Origin of the sequence: Brevibacterium sp. FME37 (assembly GCF_014897485.1) — a bacterium.
Classification (GTDB): domain Bacteria; phylum Actinomycetota; class Actinomycetes; order Actinomycetales; family Brevibacteriaceae; genus Brevibacterium.
In genome coordinates this window covers 218,513-238,749 of record NZ_JABUYE010000003.1, presented here as the reverse complement: position 1 = coordinate 238,749, position 20,237 = coordinate 218,513, and the positions used below count along the sequence as shown (strand labels likewise).

The 20,237-nt window shown below is 63.6% G+C and carries 21 protein-coding genes and 1 tRNA gene; 8 read left to right on the top strand and 14 right to left on the bottom strand.

Features of this window, described 5'->3' with window-relative positions; all coding sequences use genetic code 11:
• Positions 1 to 256 precede the first annotated feature (256 nt).
• Positions 257 to 340: transfer RNA gene (locus tag INT29_RS05210), tRNA-Leu, on the top strand.
• 89 nt (positions 341 to 429) lie between these two features.
• Here the strand turns inward: INT29_RS05210 and fni are convergent.
• The 7 genes from fni to INT29_RS05175 form a co-directional block, all read right to left on the bottom strand.
• The gene (gene fni / locus INT29_RS05205) at positions 430 to 1,515 is read right to left on the bottom strand and encodes a type 2 isopentenyl-diphosphate Delta-isomerase (RefSeq protein ID WP_193070938.1); all 1,086 of its coding nucleotides are present in this window, start codon (positions 1,513 to 1,515) and stop codon (positions 430 to 432) included.
• Entirely contained in the window at positions 1,505 to 2,596 is a 1,092-nt protein-coding gene (locus INT29_RS05200; protein WP_193070937.1) for a phosphomevalonate kinase, read from the bottom strand. Before INT29_RS05200 ends, fni begins: the two co-directional genes overlap by 11 nt.
• The gene (gene mvaD, locus INT29_RS05195; RefSeq protein ID WP_193070936.1) at positions 2,593 to 3,585 is read right to left on the bottom strand and encodes a diphosphomevalonate decarboxylase; all 993 of its coding nucleotides are present in this window, start codon (positions 3,583 to 3,585) and stop codon (positions 2,593 to 2,595) included. Before mvaD ends, INT29_RS05200 begins: the two co-directional genes overlap by 4 nt.
• A complete protein-coding gene (gene mvk, locus INT29_RS05190; RefSeq protein ID WP_193070935.1) occupies positions 3,582 to 4,574 on the bottom strand; it encodes a mevalonate kinase in 993 nt (330 codons plus the stop codon). Before mvk ends, mvaD begins: the two co-directional genes overlap by 4 nt.
• A 310-nt stretch (positions 4,575 to 4,884) precedes the next feature.
• Entirely contained in the window at positions 4,885 to 5,574 is a 690-nt protein-coding gene (locus INT29_RS05185) for a cation transporter (protein ID WP_193070934.1), read from the bottom strand.
• Positions 5,571 to 5,954: a Cd(II)/Pb(II)-sensing metalloregulatory transcriptional regulator CmtR gene (gene cmtR / locus INT29_RS05180; protein ID WP_101570003.1), complete on the bottom strand. Its 384-nt coding sequence runs from the start codon at positions 5,952 to 5,954 to the stop codon at positions 5,571 to 5,573. Before cmtR ends, INT29_RS05185 begins: the two co-directional genes overlap by 4 nt.
• Positions 5,955 to 6,232: 278 nt before the next feature.
• On the bottom strand, positions 6,233 to 6,613 hold the full coding sequence (locus INT29_RS05175; protein WP_193070933.1) for a YciI family protein: 381 nt from the start codon (positions 6,611 to 6,613) through the stop codon (positions 6,233 to 6,235).
• Positions 6,614 to 6,888: 275 nt separating this feature from the next.
• Here INT29_RS05175 and INT29_RS05170 point away from each other — a divergent pair, with 275 nt between their 5' ends.
• From INT29_RS05170 to INT29_RS05160, 3 genes are all read left to right on the top strand, one after another.
• Positions 6,889 to 8,700, top strand: a complete 1,812-nt coding sequence (locus INT29_RS05170) for a bifunctional 3'-5' exonuclease/DNA polymerase (RefSeq protein ID WP_101570005.1) — start codon at positions 6,889 to 6,891, stop codon at positions 8,698 to 8,700.
• Positions 8,701 to 8,884: 184 nt separating this feature from the next.
• Positions 8,885 to 9,970: an NAD(P)-dependent alcohol dehydrogenase gene (locus INT29_RS05165; RefSeq protein ID WP_193070932.1), complete on the top strand. Its 1,086-nt coding sequence runs from the start codon at positions 8,885 to 8,887 to the stop codon at positions 9,968 to 9,970.
• A gap of 116 nt (positions 9,971 to 10,086) precedes the next feature.
• Positions 10,087 to 10,554, top strand: coding sequence for a VanZ family protein (locus INT29_RS05160; protein WP_226841631.1), 468 nt, complete (start codon positions 10,087 to 10,089; stop codon positions 10,552 to 10,554).
• Between the two features lie 47 nt (positions 10,555 to 10,601).
• Here the strand turns inward: INT29_RS05160 and INT29_RS05155 are convergent, their stop codons facing one another.
• Positions 10,602 to 11,072 carry a MarR family winged helix-turn-helix transcriptional regulator gene (locus INT29_RS05155; RefSeq protein WP_193070931.1) on the bottom strand — a complete coding sequence of 157 codons (471 nt, stop codon included), beginning with the start codon at positions 11,070 to 11,072 and terminating at the stop codon, positions 10,602 to 10,604.
• 73 nt (positions 11,073 to 11,145) lie between these two features.
• Here INT29_RS05155 and INT29_RS05150 point away from each other — a divergent pair, with 73 nt between their 5' ends.
• Entirely contained in the window at positions 11,146 to 11,514 is a 369-nt protein-coding gene (locus INT29_RS05150; protein ID WP_193070930.1) for a VOC family protein, read from the top strand.
• Positions 11,515 to 11,517: 3 nt separating this feature from the next.
• Here INT29_RS05150 and INT29_RS05145 read toward each other — a convergent pair whose 3' ends face one another.
• Positions 11,518 to 12,573 carry a methyltransferase family protein gene (locus INT29_RS05145; RefSeq protein WP_193070929.1) on the bottom strand — a complete coding sequence of 352 codons (1,056 nt, stop codon included), beginning with the start codon at positions 12,571 to 12,573 and terminating at the stop codon, positions 11,518 to 11,520.
• Complete coding sequence (locus INT29_RS05140; RefSeq protein ID WP_101570011.1) at positions 12,570 to 13,409, bottom strand: PhzF family phenazine biosynthesis protein; 840 nt, start codon at positions 13,407 to 13,409, stop codon at positions 12,570 to 12,572. Before INT29_RS05140 ends, INT29_RS05145 begins: the two co-directional genes overlap by 4 nt.
• 254 nt (positions 13,410 to 13,663) lie before the next feature.
• Here INT29_RS05140 and INT29_RS05135 point away from each other — a divergent pair, with 254 nt between their 5' ends.
• A complete protein-coding gene (locus INT29_RS05135; protein ID WP_193070928.1) occupies positions 13,664 to 13,813 on the top strand; it encodes a hypothetical protein in 150 nt (49 codons plus the stop codon).
• On the opposite strand, the gene INT29_RS05130 is transcribed toward INT29_RS05135, so the two are convergent.
• From INT29_RS05130 to INT29_RS05120, 3 genes are read right to left on the bottom strand one after another with little or no spacing between them, the layout of a single operon-like run.
• Positions 13,806 to 14,744: a carbohydrate ABC transporter permease gene (locus INT29_RS05130; RefSeq protein WP_193070927.1), complete on the bottom strand. Its 939-nt coding sequence runs from the start codon at positions 14,742 to 14,744 to the stop codon at positions 13,806 to 13,808. The genes INT29_RS05135 and INT29_RS05130 overlap by 8 nt on opposite strands.
• 1 nt (position 14,745) lies before the next feature.
• Positions 14,746 to 15,813 (bottom strand): sugar ABC transporter permease, encoded by a 1,068-nt coding sequence (locus tag INT29_RS05125; protein ID WP_319020839.1) that lies wholly within the window; start codon positions 15,811 to 15,813, stop codon positions 14,746 to 14,748.
• Positions 15,810 to 17,051: an extracellular solute-binding protein gene (locus INT29_RS05120; protein WP_193070926.1), complete on the bottom strand. Its 1,242-nt coding sequence runs from the start codon at positions 17,049 to 17,051 to the stop codon at positions 15,810 to 15,812. Before INT29_RS05120 ends, INT29_RS05125 begins: the two co-directional genes overlap by 4 nt.
• Before the next feature lie 260 nt (positions 17,052 to 17,311).
• On the opposite strand from INT29_RS05120, the gene INT29_RS05115 reads away from it, so the two are divergent.
• A complete protein-coding gene (locus tag INT29_RS05115) occupies positions 17,312 to 18,406 on the top strand; it encodes an ABC transporter ATP-binding protein (RefSeq protein ID WP_193070925.1) in 1,095 nt (364 codons plus the stop codon).
• Between the two features lie 117 nt (positions 18,407 to 18,523).
• On the opposite strand, the gene INT29_RS05110 is transcribed toward INT29_RS05115, so the two are convergent.
• Positions 18,524 to 19,204 carry a LysE family translocator gene (locus INT29_RS05110; RefSeq protein ID WP_193070924.1) on the bottom strand — a complete coding sequence of 227 codons (681 nt, stop codon included), beginning with the start codon at positions 19,202 to 19,204 and terminating at the stop codon, positions 18,524 to 18,526.
• Between the two features lie 229 nt (positions 19,205 to 19,433).
• Here INT29_RS05110 and INT29_RS05105 point away from each other — a divergent pair, with 229 nt between their 5' ends.
• Positions 19,434 to 20,183, top strand: a complete 750-nt coding sequence (locus INT29_RS05105) for a M50 family metallopeptidase (protein ID WP_193070923.1) — start codon at positions 19,434 to 19,436, stop codon at positions 20,181 to 20,183.
• The last annotated feature ends 54 nt before the right edge of the window (positions 20,184 to 20,237 follow it).

Sequence of the window (20,237 nt, the reverse complement as noted above, 5' to 3'; positions counted from 1 at the left end):
AATCCTAACGCGGTGAAGCTCTCAACTCACGTCACTAGGTTTTTCGGGACCGAGGTCTGCACGGATTCCCGGCAGTCGTCCAGCTTAGGGAAGGTCACTGAGTACTCCATGAGCCGCTGACGAGCGGGGATGAGTTCTGGGTCACCTGCGATGCGGGTATTCGGGACAGCGAATGTGAACGTCGACACGTTTTGGGCGTTTCGGGTGACCTCGGTTTCATTCTTCCCGGCCGCGATGCTAGAGTTTTCTCTTGTTCGCGCGAGTGGCGGAATTGGTAGACGCGCTGGCTTCAGGTGCCAGTGATCGCAAGGTCGTGGGGGTTCAAGTCCCCCCTCGCGCACAGTGAACAACAGCCCTTCACCGGGACCCTTCGGGGCCGAGGTGGAGGGCTGTTTCGTGTGTGGAAGTGTTCGGAGGCCTGGACCGGGGTCAGCTTCCCGAGCGTCGGGACAGTTCCTCGACGTTGATTCCGCGCAGACGGCAGAATTCGCCGAGGCGGCCCCGCGTGAGCAGGTCTGTGCGGGTGAGGTCTTCTGCCGTCTTGGCTCCGAGCAGGGCGAATAGCGCCCTGGTCTGAGACTGCCACGTGTTCACCACTTCAACGAGACGGTCCGCGCCTCCATCGAGCACGGCCTGGAGGAACGTGCCGGCAACCCCGACGGCCCGCGCACCGCAGGCAAGGGCCTTGACGACGTCATAGGGGTTGCGCACCCCGCCGGAGGCGAGGAGCACGGGCCCCTGGTCGGGGGAATCGAGCAGGCAGGCCAGGGCGGATTGGCCGAATCCGGAGAGCATCGAGAAGTCCTCGGCGCCGGCGCGGTCATTCTCGATACGGAGGAAGTCCGTGCCGCCGGCGCCGCTGACATCGGCGAAGCGCACGTCGATCGAAGCCAGCAGCTCCAGCGTGCGACGGCTGAGCCCGAATCCGACCTCCTTGACGATGACCGGCACGGGGCAGGATGCGACGATCTGTTCGAGCCCGTGTGCCCATTCGGAGAAGTCGCGGGTGCCCTCGGACATCGCGGTCTCCTGCACCGGGTTGATATGGATCTGAAGGGCGTCTGCCTGCAGCAGGTAGACGGCACGGCGGGCATCCTCGGCGCTGCGACCAGCACCGAGGTTGGCCATGACGAAGCCGTTCGGGTTCTCCTCGCGGATGATCGTGAAGCCCTTCGCCGCGTCCGAATCGTCGAGAGCCACGCTCATCGAACCGCAGGCCATCGGCAGCCCGGTCTTGGCGGCCGCGATCGCAAGGTTGCGGTTGATCGCCGCCGTCGTGTCGGTGCCTCCGGTCATACCATTGACATAGAAGGGCGTCGGCCAGGTCCACTCGCCGAGGCGGACGCTGAGGTCGACCCGTTCCGGGTTCGTACCTCCGAGGGCATGGTGGATGAACTCGAGATCGTCGAAATCGGTGCGCCGCGGCGCTTCGGACTGCTGCTCGGAGGCCAGCCGGACGTGATCGTCCTTGCGTGTCGCGCGGGCGGAACGGGCCTGGGGACTCTCAGAAGTCATCGATGCTGCCTTCGGGTCGGTGCGGGGTCAGGCTGAGCCGGCGGATGCCGTGGCGCTCCCACTCGCGGAGGATGTCGATCGTGGGCAGTTCGGCGTCGGAGAGGGCGATGCCGCAGTCTCCTCCGCCGGCGCCTGAGGGTTTGGCCGCGGCACCGTAGGTTTCGGCGATATCGCACAGCGCGGCCAGCTGTTCGGTCTCGATCTGGCTGCCGGAGGACTCGCCGAGTCGCTGCAGCAGTCGGCGTGCCTGCCGGATGCGGTCGAGGGCGCCGATCGCATCATCCTCGTCGAAGGCGGCGACGAGTGCATTGACCGCGAGCCGGCTCTCGTCGGTGAACGACTCGAAGGGACGCGCCTTCTCCCTGCCCGGGGTGTGCACGCGCTTGACGAGATGGTCAGTCGAGGCCGGGGAACCGGTCCAGCCGACGAGCAGGTGCAGGGAGTCAGGTGGGCTGACGCGGGTGGCCCCTGACCCAAGCCATTCGCTGCAGTGCAGCGCCGAGGCGACTCCGTGGACTTCGCGGTGGAGTTTCAGGGCCGCGCGGTCGGGTGAAGAGTAGCGGATCCACCCTCCGAAGGTGCTCGCTGCGAGATCCCCGCCCGAGGCGTTGGGAGAGATGGCGATCGTGGCCAGAACAGCGAGCTTATAGCGTTCGGTCCGAGTCAAGCCCAATGTGTAGAACTCGTCGAGGGCGGCGATCGTGGCAGTCGTGACCGCGGCCGAAGAGCCGAGACCGAATTTCCGTCCGCTGGCATCGTCGAGCTCGCTGGAGATATCGAGGTCGAAGTACCGCGGCGGTGTCCCCATCTCTGCCCGCAGCTCTTCGACGACCGAGATCGCAGCGAGCACATAGTCTGTGGGCCGGTGGTCGAGCACGATGCTCTGGCTGTCTGCCTCGCGGAACCAGACCAGCGGGGTCTGACCGTATTCGCTGGAGTGGATGCGGCCGGCATCTCGGCTTTCGGTGAGCCGGACGGTGATATACCGGTCCACGGCGACGAGCACGGCGGGTTGGCCGGGTTCGACGACGGCGTATTCGCCGGCGACGAAGAGCTTGCCTGGTGCACGCGTCTCGATCATGAGATCCCCTCTGTCGCTGCGGGCACCTCGGAACCCTCGGGCAGCGGATGGGCTCCCGGTCCGGGGCCGACGATTCGGAGCTCACCGAGTCCGTCGAGGGCCTCAGCCACGGCCTCGGCGTTCTCTGGTCGTACGAGGACGATGACATTGGGCCCTGCATCTGCTGTGGAGTAGGCCTCAAGTCCGTTCTCGCGTAACTTCTCGACCGCGTCGAAGATGGCCACGCTCTGAGGCCGGAGGAACCGGATGGGCGGACTCGTCGACTGAATGAGAGCATGCATTCTCAGTGCATGCGACTCCGTGATCTCACCAATTCTCGTGAAATCGCCATCTCGACAGGCGTCGATCATTGCCGCCAGGCTGTCCTCGGTCGAACTCACCCAGGCATCGTAGAAGGGAGAGGTGGCGGCGGTCAGGCGCATGGCTGCGCGACTCGACACCGGTTTTCGACCCCGGTCAACGGTGACGACCACCATCCGCATATCCGGTGCGTCGACGGGCTCGGCGTACGAAGCCTGATCATCACCCGCGTGCCACACGGCCACCCCGGGCACGACGGAGCGGCAGGCCGAGCCCGAGCCGAGCCGGGCGAGCCGGCTGAGAGCGCGGGTGTCGAGGTCGAGCTCGAAGGCAGCGGCGGCCGCAGTCGCAAGGGCGGCGAACCCGGATGCAGATGAAGCGAGGCCAGCTCCCGTGGGCACGGAGTTGCGCGAGCGAACGATCACCGGCTGCTCGGAGCCTGCGAGGGAACGGACGTGGTCGAGAAACGCGGTAGTGCGTCGTGTCTGCTCCTCGTCGGCGGGTTGGCCGTCGAGTTCCAAGCTGTCGGCATCACCGGCAGGATTCGGCACGACCGTGGTCGTCGTTTCGAAGGCGTCGAGCGTCATCGACAGGCTGCCCGCCGCCGGGAGAATGCGGGACTCGTCGCGCTTGCCCCAGTATTTGATGAGGGCGATGTTCGGATAGGCGCGGGCGGTTGTGGTTCTCATGTCGTGGATACCTCCGTTGTCCAGGTGCGCGGTGCTCCGGCGGTGCGAAGCGCGAGCGCCAAGCGTTCGGCCTGTTCGTCCGAGTCGGCGAGAGCGAGGACGCAGCCACCGAGGCCGCCTCCGGTGAGTTTGGCGCCGTGCGCTCCGGCTCCAAGGGCTGCCTCGACGAGCGCATCGAGGGCCGGGCTGCTGACTCCGATGCTCCTCAGCAGCTTGTGTGCGTCGAGCATTCGCGACCCGAGCGTGGCGCGGTCGCCGGACCGAACGTCATCGACCGCGTGCTCCGTGAGTTCCGCGAGGTGGGAGATCGCGGTCTCAACGATCTTCGGCTGTGCGGCGCGAAGTTCGCGAACCCCGGCGACCGCCTCGGCGGTGGAGCCTTGCAGGCCGGAGTCTGCGACCACGAAGATCAGTCGCCTGCCGACGTCGATCGCTGCGGCCCGACCGCTTTGGAACCTGATGGGCACCTGAGATGCGACAGTCCATGCATCGATTCCGCTGGGGCGACCGTGCGCAACAGATTCCGCCCTCGCCACGACGGCGTGGAGAGCGTCACGGTCGAGGACCTTCCCACGGAGATCAGCCACTGCCCGTGCGATCGCGGTGGCAACTGCGGCGCTCGATCCAAGGCCGCGACTGTGGGGAATCGCACTGCGAATGCCGACCTGGACCTCGGCGGTCTCATCACCTGTGGCCTCGAGGGCCGCGCACAGTCCGGCGACCACGGGCCCCATCTGAGGTGGTGCCGCCTGGGCAGTGCCGGAGAACAATTGGCTGTCGATGCGCGTCTCCCGACCAGGGGTGAGGCGGATGTCGGCCTGTGCCCCGAGTCCGTGAAGAGGGACGGCGAGTGCAGGGGCTCCGTAGACCACGGCGTGTTCGCCGAAGAGTATCGCCTTTGCATGGGCGTGGCCCTCTGCTGGATTTCCGAGCCCAGCGCCTCGCGCATTGGAGGTGGCGCTTGGGTCGGTTGGAGAGGAATTGTGCATGCGGCGCGAAGTCAGGGGGTGTCGTCGCGGTCGAGGTCGATCGCTGATGACCTCGTGCAAGGGGCGTGATTCTGTGTTTCGGTCATGGTTGTTCCATCCTATGCCGTAATCCGGTTCTGCTGCCGGGCGAGGGCACGGAGACGAGACCGGCGACGGAAACCGCCTATGCCTGTCCGAGCAGACTGCTGAGTACCAGCCCGATCAGCAAGGAGGCTGACCGGATATGGACCATCTCTGAGGAGCTGACCGGGGTGGGGTTGTCGGTGAAGTGAGAAATCGCCCTGAGTCCTGGGCGCACAGTCTGCCGAGGTCAATCCTGACAGCGCTCGCCAGCACAGCCGTCGGCCTCGTGCTCGCCGGTGAGCACAGACACCGGTGCGGCGCAGCAGGCATCCCCGCGCCATGCTTCGATGCCCTCTCTGATGGCGAAGACGGCGATCACGAGAGCAGCGACGGAGTCCGCCCATGCCCACCCGAGGATGCTGTTGAGCAGCAATCCTGCGAGCAGAGCGGCAGAGAGATACGTGCAGATCAAGGTCTGTTTGGAATCTGCGATCGCCGAGGCGGACCCGAGTTCGCGACCCGTGCGACGTTCGAACCAGCTGAGGAACGGCATGACGAGAAGGCTCAGCGCGGCGATGACGACGCCGACGGTGGAATGCTCTGGATCGCGCCAACCGGTCAGGGAGGCGATCGCATCGACGCTGACGTAGATTGCCAGGGCGAAGAAGGACACCGCGATCACGCGCAGGGCCGTCTTCTCCCTCCGCTCGGGGTCGGGCGCTGCGAATTGCCATGCCACGGCTGCCGCGGAGAGGACTTCGACGATCGAGTCGAGCCCGAACCCGATGAGAGCCGCCGACGAGGCTGCCCCACCTGCGATGAGAGCCACAACGGCTTCGATGACGTTCCAAGTGATGGTGATGGCCACGACGATCCTGATGCGTCGACGCAGAACCTGTACGCGTGGTGGAGCTATGGGAACAGCCGTGTTGCTCACGCCTTGGTCCCACTGTCATGGTCCTCGGCAGGTTCGCGATCGCAGCAGCCGGGCACGGTGCAGGAGGGGTTGAGGCAGGGGGCGCTCTCGTCGACTGCGAGAGTGACGTCGAGCAGACTGTTGAGGGCCGAGCTGATGTGGGGATCCGCGATCTCGTATCTGGTCTGTCGCCCCTCAGCCTCGGCAACAACTATTCCGCATCCGCGCAGACAGGCGAGATGATTTGAGACGTTCGTCCTGGTCAGATCCAGATCGCGCGCGAGCTGCGCAGGATATCTGGGAAAGTCCAACAGCGAGAGCAGGATTCGCGAGCGGGTTGAATCGGCCATGGCTCGACCCAGACGGTTCATCACGTCGACGCGAGAAGCAATAGTCAGCATATACTGACCATACAGTATACGCTGACCTATATCGATAGGGCTGAACATATATGTTGGCCTGTTGGATCACCTTCCGGGTCGCATGACTGCAGAGAGCATGCGCAGCGGTCTGACTCCCGGATCGATGTCCGGGTGAGCGCATGCGCCCAGAAGTTCGAGGCGTCGATCAGGCAGCACGTCCTTTCGTGTATTGAGGGCAACCCGATAGAGCCACCCCTCGAGATTCGTCGGGACTCCGCGCTCTCGCCACACATCCACGCCGCGTTCGGGAGCCGAGCTCAGGGCTGTACCCAGTGACCGTCTATATAGGAGACTGCCGCCGCTCTGACCTCGACGACTCCATAGCTGGTCCCGGGGAACTTCTCTGCCCAGGCCAGGGCCGCGTCTCGGCTCTCGACGTCGATGACGAAGACTCCGGCCAGCGCCTCCTTCGTTGCTGCGAAGGGACCGTCCTCGATGACGACACAGCCACCTCGGCGAGTGATGGTTGTCGTCTTTGCCTGCGGTTCGAGCATCTCGGCGGCGACGAAGACTCCTGCGGAGTAGAGAGCATCGGCGTAGTCGGACATCAGCTTCTGCATCTCTTCGATCACCTCGGGGGAGGGCTGGTGGCCGACTTCGTGGGGTTCGGGTGCGTGGAAGACCAGTGAGCAGCGCATTGTTTCGCTCCGTTCATCTCATGTGCGACCGCGTTTCGGTCGCTCATCATTGAGACGACTGAGTACACGTCGATTCGACACGTTGAGGACTATTATTACCGGAATTCACCTGTTGCGCGAGAGCCTCAGCGCTTTGCAATCGTGCGCCGCAGCAGAGGAGTCACGCGATACTCCACCATCTGCTTCATCGAGACCAGAGTTCGTGTGCGTTCTGGTGGGGCTGGCGCCGGACCCACGGTCGCGGCCGCGTCCATCCTTCGCAGTACTGTTGAGGCATGACCAACCCAGCCACCGACATGCCTGAATGGTGCGTGATCGGACGTGCTCCCGACAGCGCCCTCGGCGGCGTGCGGGGTATGGGGTCGAAGATCGCCGTCGTCGACCTCGACGGTGCCCGACAGCGGATCGGCAGCCACCACCTCGGCGCCGATGAGCTGCCCAGGTTCGTGCGCGAATGTGAAGCACAGGGGCGGCCGAGGTGGGTCTTCAGTGACACTCCGAACTGGTACCCAGCCCTGCTGGCTGCCGGTGTGCAGATCGAACGCTGCTATGACCTGCGGCTGGCCCACGCGATCCTCATGCGCTCGGAACTCGTGAGCGACCGCAGCGACGTCGCCGGCGCCGAAGAATGGGACGCGGGCCCAGTGAGCGCACCGACCGCGCCGGAGGCGGAGGCACTGTTCGAGGTCACCGAGCGACGCAGCCACATCAAAACGGTCCCGCACGACATCGAGTCTGCGCTGGCCGAATTCGCACGTCAGTCCACGGCCCTGCAGACTGCCTCCGATCCTGGTCGGCTGCGTCTGCTGCTGGCCGCGGAGTCCGCCGGTGGGCTGGTGGCCGCAGAGATGCAGGCGGCCGGGGTGCCCTGGGACGTTGCCGAACACGACCGCATCCTCGCTGAGGAGCTCGGACCCCGTCCAGCCCGCGATGCGAAGCCGGCCAAGATGCTCGCCGTCGCCGAGGAGGTGCGGACCGCTCTGGATGATCCGCGGGCAAATCTGGACTCCCACGTCAAACTCCTCCACTCTTTGCACAGTGCCGGAATCAACGTCGCCTCGACCTCGAAATGGGAGCTCGAACAGAGCGAACACCCGGCCATCGCACCCCTGCTGCAGTACAAGAAGCAGTCTCGTCTGCTCTCTGCCAATGGTTGGCATTGGCTCGACGAATGGGTCAGCGAGGGTCGGTACCGTCCCGTCTACGTTCCCGGAGGCGTCGTCACCGGACGCTGGGCGGCCAGCGGTGGCGGGGCCCTGCAGATTCCCCGTCAGCTGCGGCCGGCACTGCGTGCGGACCCGGGGTGGCGTCTGGTCTCAGCCGATGTCGCCCAGCTGGAGCCACGCGCACTCGCCGCCATGTCCGGTGATCGGGCCATGGCCGAGGCCGGGCGTGGCCGTGACCTCTACTCGGGCCTCGTCGACGAAGGCATCGTCGCCACCCGGCAGGAAGCGAAGATCGCCGTGCTCGGCGCGATGTACGGTTCGACGACGGGTGACAGTGGTCGGCTCGTGCCCCGCCTGCGCACGAGTTTCCCCGCCGCAATGGGCCTGGTCGACTCCGCCGCCGAGGTGGGCGCGGCCGGAGGCGTCGTGTCCACATGGCTGGGTCGAACCTCTCCGGTGCCAGGCGAAGGCTGGCGACGAGTCCAGTCCGCGGCCAACCAGTTCGACGCCACACCGGCGGATGAGAACCGGGCCCGTCGTGCCGCCGGTGATCAAGGCCGCTTCACCCGCAACTTCGTTGTTCAAGGCACCGCCGCCGAATGGGCGTTGGCCTGGTTGGCCGACCTGAGACTGCGGTTGTCACAGCTGCCGAGCGTCGATGACGGGAACCCGGGCACCGCGTCGGCGGGGGAGCCGGTGGGTCACGTGGCCGCAGCATCGGGACCGGTGTTCTCCCGGCGGGCTCACCTGGTGTTCTTCCTTCACGATGAGGTCATCGTGCACGCACCGGCCCAGCAGGCCGAAGCCGCGGCGGAAGCGATCAGGGAAGCGGCCGCCTCGGCGGGGAAGCTCCTATTCGGCAATGCACCTGTCGACTTCCCCCTCGACCTCACGATCTCCGAGCGGGCCGCGAAGGACTAGGGGACGGCAAACGACTAGCGGGCGACGAACTGGCAGCGGACTGTGCAGGGACATCAGCTGTCGCAGAGATCACGGGTGGGCCCCGGAATACGCGACAGATAATCGGTGCTGCATGTAAAGTATCCGCGGCCCCGCAGCGGAGTCGCTACAGCACTCGGAGTCGCCACAGCACAGAGGAGTTTTCATGACCTTCACCGTCAAAGCACTGCAGAAGACCGGCCCTGACGAGCCCTTCCGCGTCGCGAACATCGAACGCCGCGATCCTCGGCCCGATGACGTGGTCATCGACATCAAGGCCGCCGGGATCTGCCACAGTGACATCCACACCATCCGCAATGAATGGGGTGAGGCGAGCTTCCCTCTGACCGTCGGCCACGAGATTGCCGGCGTCGTCGAAGCCGTCGGCAGTGATGTCACCGGTTGGAAGGTCGGCGACCGGGTGGGCGTAGGCTGCATGGTCGATTCCTGTGGCGAATGTGAAGAATGCCGCGCCGGACAGGAGCAGAACTGCCTCAACGGCAGCGTCGGAACCTACAACGCCCCTGACGTCGACGGCACCATCACCCAAGGCGGCTACGCCGAGAAAGTCGTCGTCAACGAGCGCTTCGTGTGCCGCATTCCCGACGCCCTCGATTTCGACGTCGCAGCCCCACTGCTCTGCGCCGGCATCACCACTTACGCTCCGCTCAACCGTTGGGGTGCAGGCGAAAGCAAGGACGGTGCACCCAAGAAGGTCGCCGTTCTGGGTCTCGGCGGACTCGGCCACATGGGTGTCCAGATCGCTGTCGCTATGGGGGCCGAGGTCACCGTCCTTTCCCGCACCCTGAATAAGGAGAAGGCGGCGCTCGAGCTCGGCGCGAAGCAGATGCTCGCCACGACAGACGATGACTTCTTCAGTCAGCACCGTGGAGAGTTCGACCTCATCCTCAACACGATCAGCGCCGGCATTCCCGTCGACAAATACCTGAGCCTGCTCAAGCCGCGCGGAGTCATGACCGTCGTCGGCCTGCCTCCGGAGAAGCAGCAGCTGTCCTTCGCCTCCGTCATCGGCGGCTCCAAGGTGCTGGCCGGATCGATGATCGGCGGCATCGCCGAGACCCAGGAGATGCTCGACTTCTGCGCGAAGCACGACATTGCGGCGAAGATCGAGACCGTCGGCATCGACGAGGCGGATGCGACCTACGAGCGCGTCGTCGCCGGCGACGTGTACTTCCGCGCCGTCATCGACACCGCGGACTTCGAGGGCGCCGAGGTGGTCGCGAACGCCTGATCGTCTCACCTAGGCGGTCACCGTTGGCCGGGGGTCGACGGGTGCGCAGAATACGAGGACTGCGGGAGACCGCAATGCATGTGCTGCCTTAAAGATGCACGGGTAGTCTGAATCGCATGACAGGCAGGCGTGGGCGGATGGGCGATGCGCCCCTTGTGCTGCTGATCCTCTATACCCTGTTCATCGGCTTCGTGACCTTGACCCCGATGCAGCTCGACACCGGCACTGCTGGCCCGATCGGCAGGCTGCTCCAGTTCTTCGCCGATCATCAGGTGACATCGTGGCTGACCTATACGCTCGTCGAAAAGTTGGCGAATGTCGCCATGTTCGTTCCGTTCGGGTTCCTGATCGCACTGCACAAGGGCCGCAGGCTCTGGTGGGTCGGCTGGGTGGCCGGCGCGGCGTTCACCTGCCTGATCGAGGGAACCCAGGCGACACTGCTCTCACCCACCCGCTACGCCACGATCAGCGACCTCATCACGAATACGCTCGGGGCCGGAATCGGTGCTGTCCTCGCGCTGGTCCTCATGATCCTGCTGCCCTCGCGAGGCGACCCGGACGAGACCGACCGCGTGGTGCGTTGAAGACGGGCGTCTCGGCGGCCTCAATCCTCAAGCTCGACGATCTCAGCTCACGTAGGTGTGCTCTTCGGATCCTCGTTTTCGAGGGCGCCGATGCACAGGTCGAGAGCCTCGCCGAGGTGGGCCTTCAGTTCGGGAGCGAGTGTGGAGACCATGAGTGCGGAGATCCTCTCGACCCGTTCGACGGCCTGATCGAGGGCCTCGCCTCCCTCGGTGGTCAGGGTCGTCGGCAGGGCCCTGCCTGTTTCGGCCTTCGTTGCACGCGTCACGAGACCACGGTCCTGCAAACTTCTCAACAGGGTGTTCATCGTCTGTCGGGTGACGAATGCCCCGCGGGCGAGTTCGGAGTTCGACGCTCCCGGGGACCGACGCAGCAGCTCGAGGCAGGCATACTGCGGGGTTGAGAGGCCCAAAGGCCGCAGTGTCTCGTCCATGCGTGAGCGCAGGACCGACTGCAGGTGCTTGAGCTGGTAGCCGATCATCGCTTCGAGGGCGCCGGGAGCAATTGACTCTTGACTCATGTAAGTATTCTGACATACATTGATTATGTCAGCACACTGACATTGGAAGCAGGAACAGGAGATTGGAGCGATCATGACAGTGACAGGACCGGATTTCCTTGCACTTCAAGTACGAGACCTTGAGAAGGCGGCCGAATTCTACGAAACGCAGATCGGACTCAAGCGGGCGCCGACAGCGCCTCCCGGTGCAGTTCTCTTCGCCACCTCACCGATACCATTCGCCGTCCGTGAGCCTCTGCCCGATGTTGATCTCGACTCGGTCGAGCGACCAGGCACCGGAGTCGCACTGTGGTTCAGCTGCGATGACTCACAGGCACTGCACGATAGTCTCGCCGCCTCAGGCATCGAGATTCTGCGTGCGCCCGCGCCGAGCCCCTTCGGGCTGACCTTCACCTTCGTCGATCCTGAAGGTTATGCGGTGACGGTCCACAACGCGAGCTGAGCTCTACTTCTCGCGATCGCCCAAGCTGTCGCCGAAGTCATCGTCGGCACCATCGTCTGAATTGTCGTCCGTGGTGTCGTCGGAGTCGTCGTCCGAACTGGAGAAGTGCGGAATCCAGCAGGAGACACGTGCAGCGTAGTCGTCGTACTCGGCGCCGAAGCGCTGACGCAGGTCGGCTTCCTCGTGCGGTCGGATCAGCCAGTTCCACAGCAGGGATCCGACCAGGGCGTAGACGATGACCATCCAGGAGCCGATGAAGATGCCGATCGCCACACCCTGGCCGATGCCGGCGATCGCCATCGGGTTCCGGACGAAGGCGTAGGGGCCACGGACGACGAGGTGGTTCGCCATCGCGGCAGGCAACGGCGTACCCGAACCGAAGTTCGCCACGGCCCGCGCCGACCACACGCCCAGGACGCTGAAGAGGGCAAGAAGGGCGAAGCCGGCCACGAGCACGAGGATCGGGAACTTCACCGCCAGGTTCCAGCGGTCTTCGAAGGAATTGATGATCGCGGGCAGGACCACGAGGAACACACCCCAGAAGATCACCAGTTGGATCGTGGTCCGCACCAGCAGCTGGCCGCGGATGCGGGTGTGCGAGCTGCGGAAGGCGAACGGACCGGCAATGAGCCGATCAGACGGAATCTTGCCGAGGATCATGAGTGTCCCGGCGATGACGCTGCCGAGTGCGGCGGTCACCATGAGGACTGCGCCCAGTCCCGCCTCGGTGGTCACGGTGGCATAGATGACCATGAAGACCGCGACGAGGGTGGTCCAGGAGGCGGCGATCCACACGGCCCAGCGGAAGTTGAGGGCTGCCAGGGCAGAGCCGATGACGAAGAGCGGGATGTCGATGATGGAGACGAGCAGCGGGTCGAGGCCGCCCAGTGTCGCATCGCACAGTGCAGGCAGAGTGATGACTCCGAGCCACCAGGCGGCTCCTGCAAGGGCCTGGAGGGCGAAGTACATTCTGCCGTGGAAGATTCGCAGCGGCTTGTCCGGCGTATGGCGTTTGTTGTGCCTGATCCCGGTGACCGGCTTCTTGTCGGTAGGGCTCATGCGAACGCCGTCCCTCGGAAGCACACGGACGTGGGTCCGCCGACCCAGACTTCACCGTCTTCCTGGGAGATCGAGATGACTCCGGCTCGTCCCAGCACTGTGCCCTGGGTGACGGTGTACTTCGACGGTGCCAGGCTCGAACCGATGAGCCATTGCGCGACCGAAGCGTTGAGGCTGCCCGTCACAGGATCTTCGGCGACCCCTGCGCCGGGGACGAATGCACGGATCTCGTACTCATGGTCGCTGTCGTCGGGGTGGGAGCCCAGCACGCCGAGTTTGATGTCGGGAATCTGCGAGAAGTCGGGCTTGAGGCCCAGGACCTGCTGCGCACTCGTCAGTCTCACCGCTGCCCAGCCGGGTCCGTTGTCGACCCATTGGTGACCGAGGATCTCGGCGCGCTCGATGTGGAGTGCTGCGGCGATCTGCTCGACTAAGCCTTCGTCGAGGTCGCCGGTGCGAATCGGGTCGGGAGCGGCGAAAGATAAGGTCTGGCCACCTCGGCGAAGGTTGACGAGCCCGGCACCGCACTCCTGGACCACTGTTCCCTCGTTGCGAGGAATGCCTCCGGCCTCGAGCCATGCGGCCGCCGAGCCGAGGGTGGGGTGGCCTGCGAAGGGGAGCTCACGGGCAGGTGTGAAGATTCGCAGGCGGTAATCGGCGCGAGGGTCACTGGGTGGGAGGACGAAGGTGGTCTCCGAGAGGTTCGTCCAATTCGCGATCCGAGCCATGTCCTCATCGGTCAGCCCGTCAGCATCGAGGATCACAGCCACAGGGTTGCCGCGATAGGGCTCGCTGGAGAAGACATCGACTTGGGCGAAAGCTCGATTATGGGGCAAGAGGGGACTCCTTTGTTGAAAGGGCGCTGTTTCTTGGGGGTGCGCACTTCCTATGGTAAGGGTGCGACCTCGTGGAACAGGCACTGAGGAGGAGTGGGGCGTGTGGGACCTTCCTCACTGCGGCTATCGGCTGAGCGCGGCGGCGATCCGGTCGGGCGACAAAGCCGCGTCGATGGCCAGATGAGCTGCACCCAGGATCGCGGCATCTCCGGCTCTCATCTTCCTGGAGCCAACCTCGGCGAGGGTGGGATTTCGTGTCGACCGGACATGGGGACGTTCACCGGGAGGACGCGTTCCGAGTGCCGAGGTCGATCGGCGACAGCATGCCGATCTCAATCGAGGGGGACGACGCGGGAATAGATCAGTTCTACGGTGCCGCCGAGGCGGTGGTGCTGCCTATTTGACGCCGCCGGTGGTGAGCCCGCCGACGAGGCGCTTTTCGATGAGCATGAACAGCAGCACGACCGGCAGGATGCCGATGATCGAGACTCCGAAGACATACTGCCAGCTCGTCTCGTACTGCCCGACGAACTTCGTCAGCGCCACGGAGATCGGCTGATTGCCCGCGGTCGAGAGAATGACAAGTGATGCGGCGAACTCGTTCCAGCACGCCACGAAGGTGAAGATGATCGCCGTGACGATGCCCGGCCACACGAGGGGCAGATTGATCCGGAACAGAACGGACATCTGCGAGGCACCGTCCATGCGAGCAGCCTCGTCGATTTCCTTCGGAATCCCGGCGAAGAACGAGTGCATGATCCAGGTCGCGAACGACAGGTTGAATGCGGCGTTGACCACGATCATCGCCGCCCATGTGTCATTCATTCCCAGCATCGAGAACTGGCGGAACAGACCCGAGGTGAGCACCGCCGGCTGCAGCATCTGCGTGACGATGACGAGGAAGAGGAAGACCATCCGTCCGGGGAACTTGAACCGGGCTGTGTAATAGGCCGCTGGCAGGGCGACAGCGAGGACGAGCAATGTCGCACACACCGCGATGATGACCGTCGAGATCATGTTCTGCACGAGCGGAGTCTCCGGAGTCGACCACATGTCGACGAAGTTCTCCCAGCGCCATTCCTGCGGGAAATACGTCGGATCGACGGACCTGATCTGCGACTTCGTCTTCACCGAACCGAAGAACATGATGATGTAGGGCAGGACGAAGACCGCGAGGATGAAGAACCCGACGGCCATGCGCAGAATCACGGTGCCCAGGGGGACCTTGTCGGCGGTGTAGCGGCGGGTGCGCGGAACCGGTCCAGATCCGGATCCTGATCCGCCGTTATTGTCCACCGCCGAGGTGGTGGCAGGAGAAGTCGGTGCAGCTTCCATATCAGACCTCTCGCATGGGTTTGACGACTTTGACGTAGACGATGACGACGACGATCACGATGAGGAAGGCGATGACGGACAGAGCACTGGCCACATCGACCTTTCTGTGCAGCTCGATGTACTTGAAGATGAGCGTCATGATCGTGTCCGCGCCGTACCCGGGGATCGACCCGGTCATCACTTTGAGGATCGGCAGCGAATTGAAGACGTTGATGATGTTGATGAGCACAGCGACGCTGAGTGCGCCACGCAGCTGCGGCAGGACCACCGCGAAATACGTGCGGATGGGGCCGGCGCCGTCCATCTTCGCAGCCTCGACCGTATCGACGGGCACCGTGGCCAACCCCGCCAGCAGGGTATATGTCGTGAACGGGAGAGACACGAAGATCGCAATGACGATTGACCAGATGAATCCAGTCGTCGGGTTCTTCGTCCATCCGTATCCGGTCGAATTTTCGATGAAGCCGACATCGACGAGGAACTTGTTGATCACTCCGAAATACGGTTCGAGGCCGTAGTAGAAGACCATGGTCGTCATCACCACCGAGGCGGCCCACGGGATGATCACGGCCATGCGGACCAGCTGGCGACCTGGGAATGCCTTGTTGAGCACCTGTGCAAGACCCAGGGAGATCACGACGGTGAGACCGACAGCGGCCACGACCCACACGAAGGTTCGGAAGATGATCGGCCAGAACTGAGAGAAGCCGAACACCTCGGCGTAGTTGGCGAAGCCCACCGAGCCTTTGTCGAGACCAGAAATCGCGAGGTCCCTGGTTGAGTTGAAGAACATCAGCCCGGCGGGGAAGAACACGACCCCGACAATGAGGATGAGCGCGGGGGCCAGCCAAGGCAGGGCCCGCAGCGTGTCCTTCCAGCCGACCTGACCACGCACGACACCTCTGCCCCCACGAGCTGCACCGATTTTGCTGGTGCCGCGCTTGGCGGCGTGATCAGCGGTGCCGCGGTTTGCAGCGCCACGTTCAGTGACGCCACCATCAGCGGTGTCCCGGCCGCCGATGGTGCCGACGTCTGAACCCGACTGCGAGTCGGAGGTCGCGCGACTCACCCTTCGTCGACCTGATCCTGGATCTGCTTGAGGACATCAGCGGCCGGCTTGGATTCGAGTTCACCGAAGAGTGACTTGAACGCACCGTCCGCGGCAGACCACTTCGAGTTGGTCGACGGGTAGAACTTCGCATCGGGCAGCAGGTCGAGGAAGGGTTTGAGGTCCTCATCGGACTCAAGCTTCTTCGAACCGGACTTCGTCACGGGCAGGAAGCCCTCAGCCTCGACCCAGGGGAGATAGTTGTCGGTGGTGTAGAAGTAGTCGAAGAACTTGGTGATCGCCTCGGCCTTGTCGTCGTCGTTCTTGAACGCCATGAGCTGGTCACCGACGCCGAGGGTCATCGCCGATCCGTCCTTCGTGGGGATCGGGACGACCGAGTAGTCGAGGTCAGGGTTGGACTCCTCGATCTGGCCGACTGTAGGGGGAAGGCCGACCTGCATGCCGATCTTTCCCTGGACGAAGATGTCGAGGAGCGGCGTGCGCTGAGAGGATCCCGGGTCATCCTGCGTTGCACCGGCATCGATCATCTTCTTGATCTGCTCGGCACCCGCCTTGTTCTCCGGGGAATCGATCGTGATCTTCTTTTCGTCGCCGAAGGTGCCTCCTCCGCCCCACAGCCAGATTGCGGCTTCGGCCTGAGCCTCCTCGGATCCCAGCGGCATGCCGTATCCGGCGACCCCATCACCGAGTTTGGAGACCTTCTTGGACGCGGAGAGGAGCTCGTCCCAATCTTTGGGTGCCTCTTTCACGCCGGCCTTGTCGAGCAGTTCGTTGTTGACGAACAGTGCCCTCACCGAGGCGATGAGGGGGACGGCGTAGGCCGTGCCGTCTAGAGTCTCATTCTTGAGGAATCCCTCGTCGAAGTCCGATATGGTCTCGGGGCTCGTGACCTCTTCGGCCTTGTAGAGCAGGTCGTCAGAGGCGAAGCCGGTGAAGGGGCCGCCGTTGTAGATGTCGGGAGCCTCGCCGGCCTGGATCTTCGTTGACACGACCTTTTCGAGGTTGTCCCAGGACTGCACCTCGAGATTGACCTTGATGTCGTCGTTCTCTTTCTCGAATCCCTTGATGACGTCCTCCCACAGTCCCTTCGTTGCGTCGGAATACGTGGGTACGAGGAAGTCCAAGGTGGTCTTGTCTGTATCGCCGTCGGAACTGGATCCTCCGAAACCGCAGCCAGATATCGACATCGACAGGGCTGCAGCGGCGGCGAGGATGCCAAGGCTGCGTGTTCTCTTCATATGCTGTTCTCCGTGACCAGAATTGGTGTATCCGATGTCCCAGTCGCCGTCGACTCGTCACATTGACCAGAACAGATGCAATGAATGAAAGTATGTAGTGAGTAGGGTCACAGGTCAAGTATATAATCGCATCAGTGATGTAATTGAGGCCAAATCGAGCATTTTCGCGTATTGTTTATCATACTTTCGTGCAAGACTATGCTCTAAGTTTGGTTCTCTAAGGAAGCAGTTCTCAACGGTGAGGCGAGTGAAGGAAGTCTATGGTCAACGTTTCATTGAGCGGTGTGGGGCTGAATTATCCGGGCACGGACCGTCCTGCTGTCTCAGATGTCGATCTCGACGTCGTCGACGGTGAGTTCCTCGTCCTTGTCGGACCGTCGGGATGTGGCAAGTCGACAACGCTGCGCATGCTGGCAGGACTCGAATTTCCGAGCGTCGGCAGTATTCTCTTCGACGGTGAAGACGTCACCGATGTCTCCGCCAAGGTGAGGGACGTGGCGATGGTGTTCCAGTCCTATGCCCTCTATCCCCATATGACTGTCTCGGAGAATATGGAGTTCGCTCTTAAGAATGCCGGTATGCCCAAGGCGCAACGACGGGACCTGGTCGCCGAGGCTGCGGCGATGTTGGAGTTGGAAGATCTGCTCGAGCGCAAGCCCAAGGCTCTCTCCGGCGGTCAACGTCAGCGGGTGGCGATGGGGCGCGCAATTGTCCGACGCCCCAAGGTGTTTCTCATGGACGAGCCCCTGTCGAACCTCGATGCGAAGCTGCGAGTGCAGACGCGCGCGCAGATCTCGGCGCTGCAGAGCAAGCTCGGTGTCACCACGGTCTACGTCACGCATGATCAGACCGAGGCGATGACGATGGGCGATCGGGTCGTGGTGATGAACGAGGGGCGCATCGAACAGATCGGTACCCCGCGGGAACTCTACAACTCTCCGGCTACTCTCTTCGTCGCCGCATTCATCGGATCCCCGACGATGAATCTCATCTCCGCAACGCGGAACGCAGATGGCAGTGCGAGCGGTTCTGGAATCACTGTGCCTCTGCGCTCGGATCTTCCAGACTCGAGTGACGAGATCGTGCTCGGAGTCCGTCCTGAGGACTTCTCCGTGACCCCGGGTGAGGGCACCAGCCCACTCGACCTCGAGATCTCCCTCGTCGAGGAGCTCGGCTCCGACACCTTTGTCTACGGCACCACCCCGAATCAGGATCCCCTGCGATTGCGGGACAAACCTTTCGTTGCACGCCTGAGCAAGGGCGGAGTGCCCCGCCGGGGTGAGCGGCTGACCGTCCATATCGACCCCACTCAGGTCCGAGTCTTCGATTCCCAGACGCAGCAGCTGGTCGGCTGAGTCGGTGACTGACGCCGAACAGCGTCAGCAGCTGGAACTGAACGGTGTCACTGGCTGGAACTGAACGGTGTCACCGGCTGGATCCGAACGGTGTCACCGGGCTGGCACCGAACACTTTCACTGGCTGGCGAAGGCCAGGGTTCCGCCTAAGCCGATGAGCATGCCGCCGCCGATTCCACGGATACGCGACATCCGCCTCGGCGAGCGAGCGAACCAGTTTCTCGCCGTTCCGGCGATGAATGCCCAGGAGCCGTCGGAGAACAGGGCGAGGGCTTGGAAGAAGAGACCGAGGATGATCATCTGCAGCGGCACATGTCCGGCTTCGATCGAGACGAATTGCGGGAGGGCCGCGACGAAGAAGATGATGGTCTTCGGGTTCGAGATGCCCACGATGAAGCCCTGCATGAACATTGAGCGGTAGCTGAGTTCGCGTCCGGCAGGGACAAAGGAATCCACCTCGCAGTCGCCGCTTGTGGCGAGTGTCGGGTCCTCGGGCACTTCGTTGCCGATCTTGCGATGACGGATGCCCTGAACACCCAAGTACACGAGGTAGCCGGCGCCGAGGATCTTGACGATCGTGAAGATCACGACCGACTGGGCGACGACCGTGCCCACTCCGAAAGCCACGGCCACAATGAGCGGGATGATGCCGACGCTGCCGCCGAGTACGCTCGTCAGGCCCGACCGTCGTCCATGAGACAGTGATTGGCCGACCACGAAGAGCACTGTGGGCCCCGGGATCACGATGATGATGAGGGCGGCGGCGAGAAAAGCGAGAAGAGCGTCGGTGGTCGGCACAGAAGAATTCTATGGTCGCGACTGAACCGCAGGTAAGGGGCTGACGCGGAGATTTCGATCACGTGAAGGGTGCCGGGTGGGGAGATGTCGGGCGGGGAGACGTCGGGCGGAGAGACGTCGGGCGGAGCGGAGGGGACCCTGAAGACTCCACTCAGACTCAATTCATAGACTGGGCCGCTATGAATGAGCAGCAGTTGTCTGTGGTGCGGACGATGTCGGCGGTGCCCGCGTGGATCTGAATCAAGGCCTATCGACATGGTGGGACGCCATCACGTCCGGATTCGGGCGCCAGGACGGCCTTGAGCCCGATGCCGTGCAGCTGCTCCTCGTCATCGGCATTCCTCTTCTCGTCACGCTGACGCCCGGAATCTGGCGCTTCTTCGGCATGTTCGTCACCTTCGTGCACGAACTCGGCCACGCCTTCGCCGCGCTGATGACCGGTCGAGTCGTGAAGGGAATCTCCCTGAATTTCGACCACTCCGGACAGATGAACTCCTTCGGCAAGGTCGGCTTCTCCGCGACCTGGTCGGGCTTCTGGGGATATCCGGCACCCGGCGTCCTCGGATTGGTCCTCATCACCTCGGCGACTCAGGGCTGGGCTCCTCTGGCGCTGTCGGTCGGTGCCCTCATCCTGCTGGTTGCGCTCATCTTCATCCGGAACCTCGCGGGCGCCTTGATCGCGGTGGTCACGGCTGTGGCCGCGCAGCTCGTCGTCGTGTTCCTGCCGATCGAATGGATCTCCGTGTTCGTCGCCGGCCTGGGAGCAGCTCTGGCTATCGGCTCGCTCAAGGACCTCGTCAAGGTCATCAGAGTCCACACCCGCAGGCGCCATATCCAGCAGTCCGACGCCTACATCCTCGCCCAGGGCTCCAGCCTGCCCGCGGGCGCCTGGCTGAGTCTGTTCGCGCTGGTTATCATCGTCTGCGCGCTCGCCTCCACCTCCATCCTGTATTCGGCATCCACGCTTTCGCTCGGCTGATCTGAGGCTGGGTGTTCCACGACCGATCTGAGGTCACTCGGGGCGGCTCGAGAC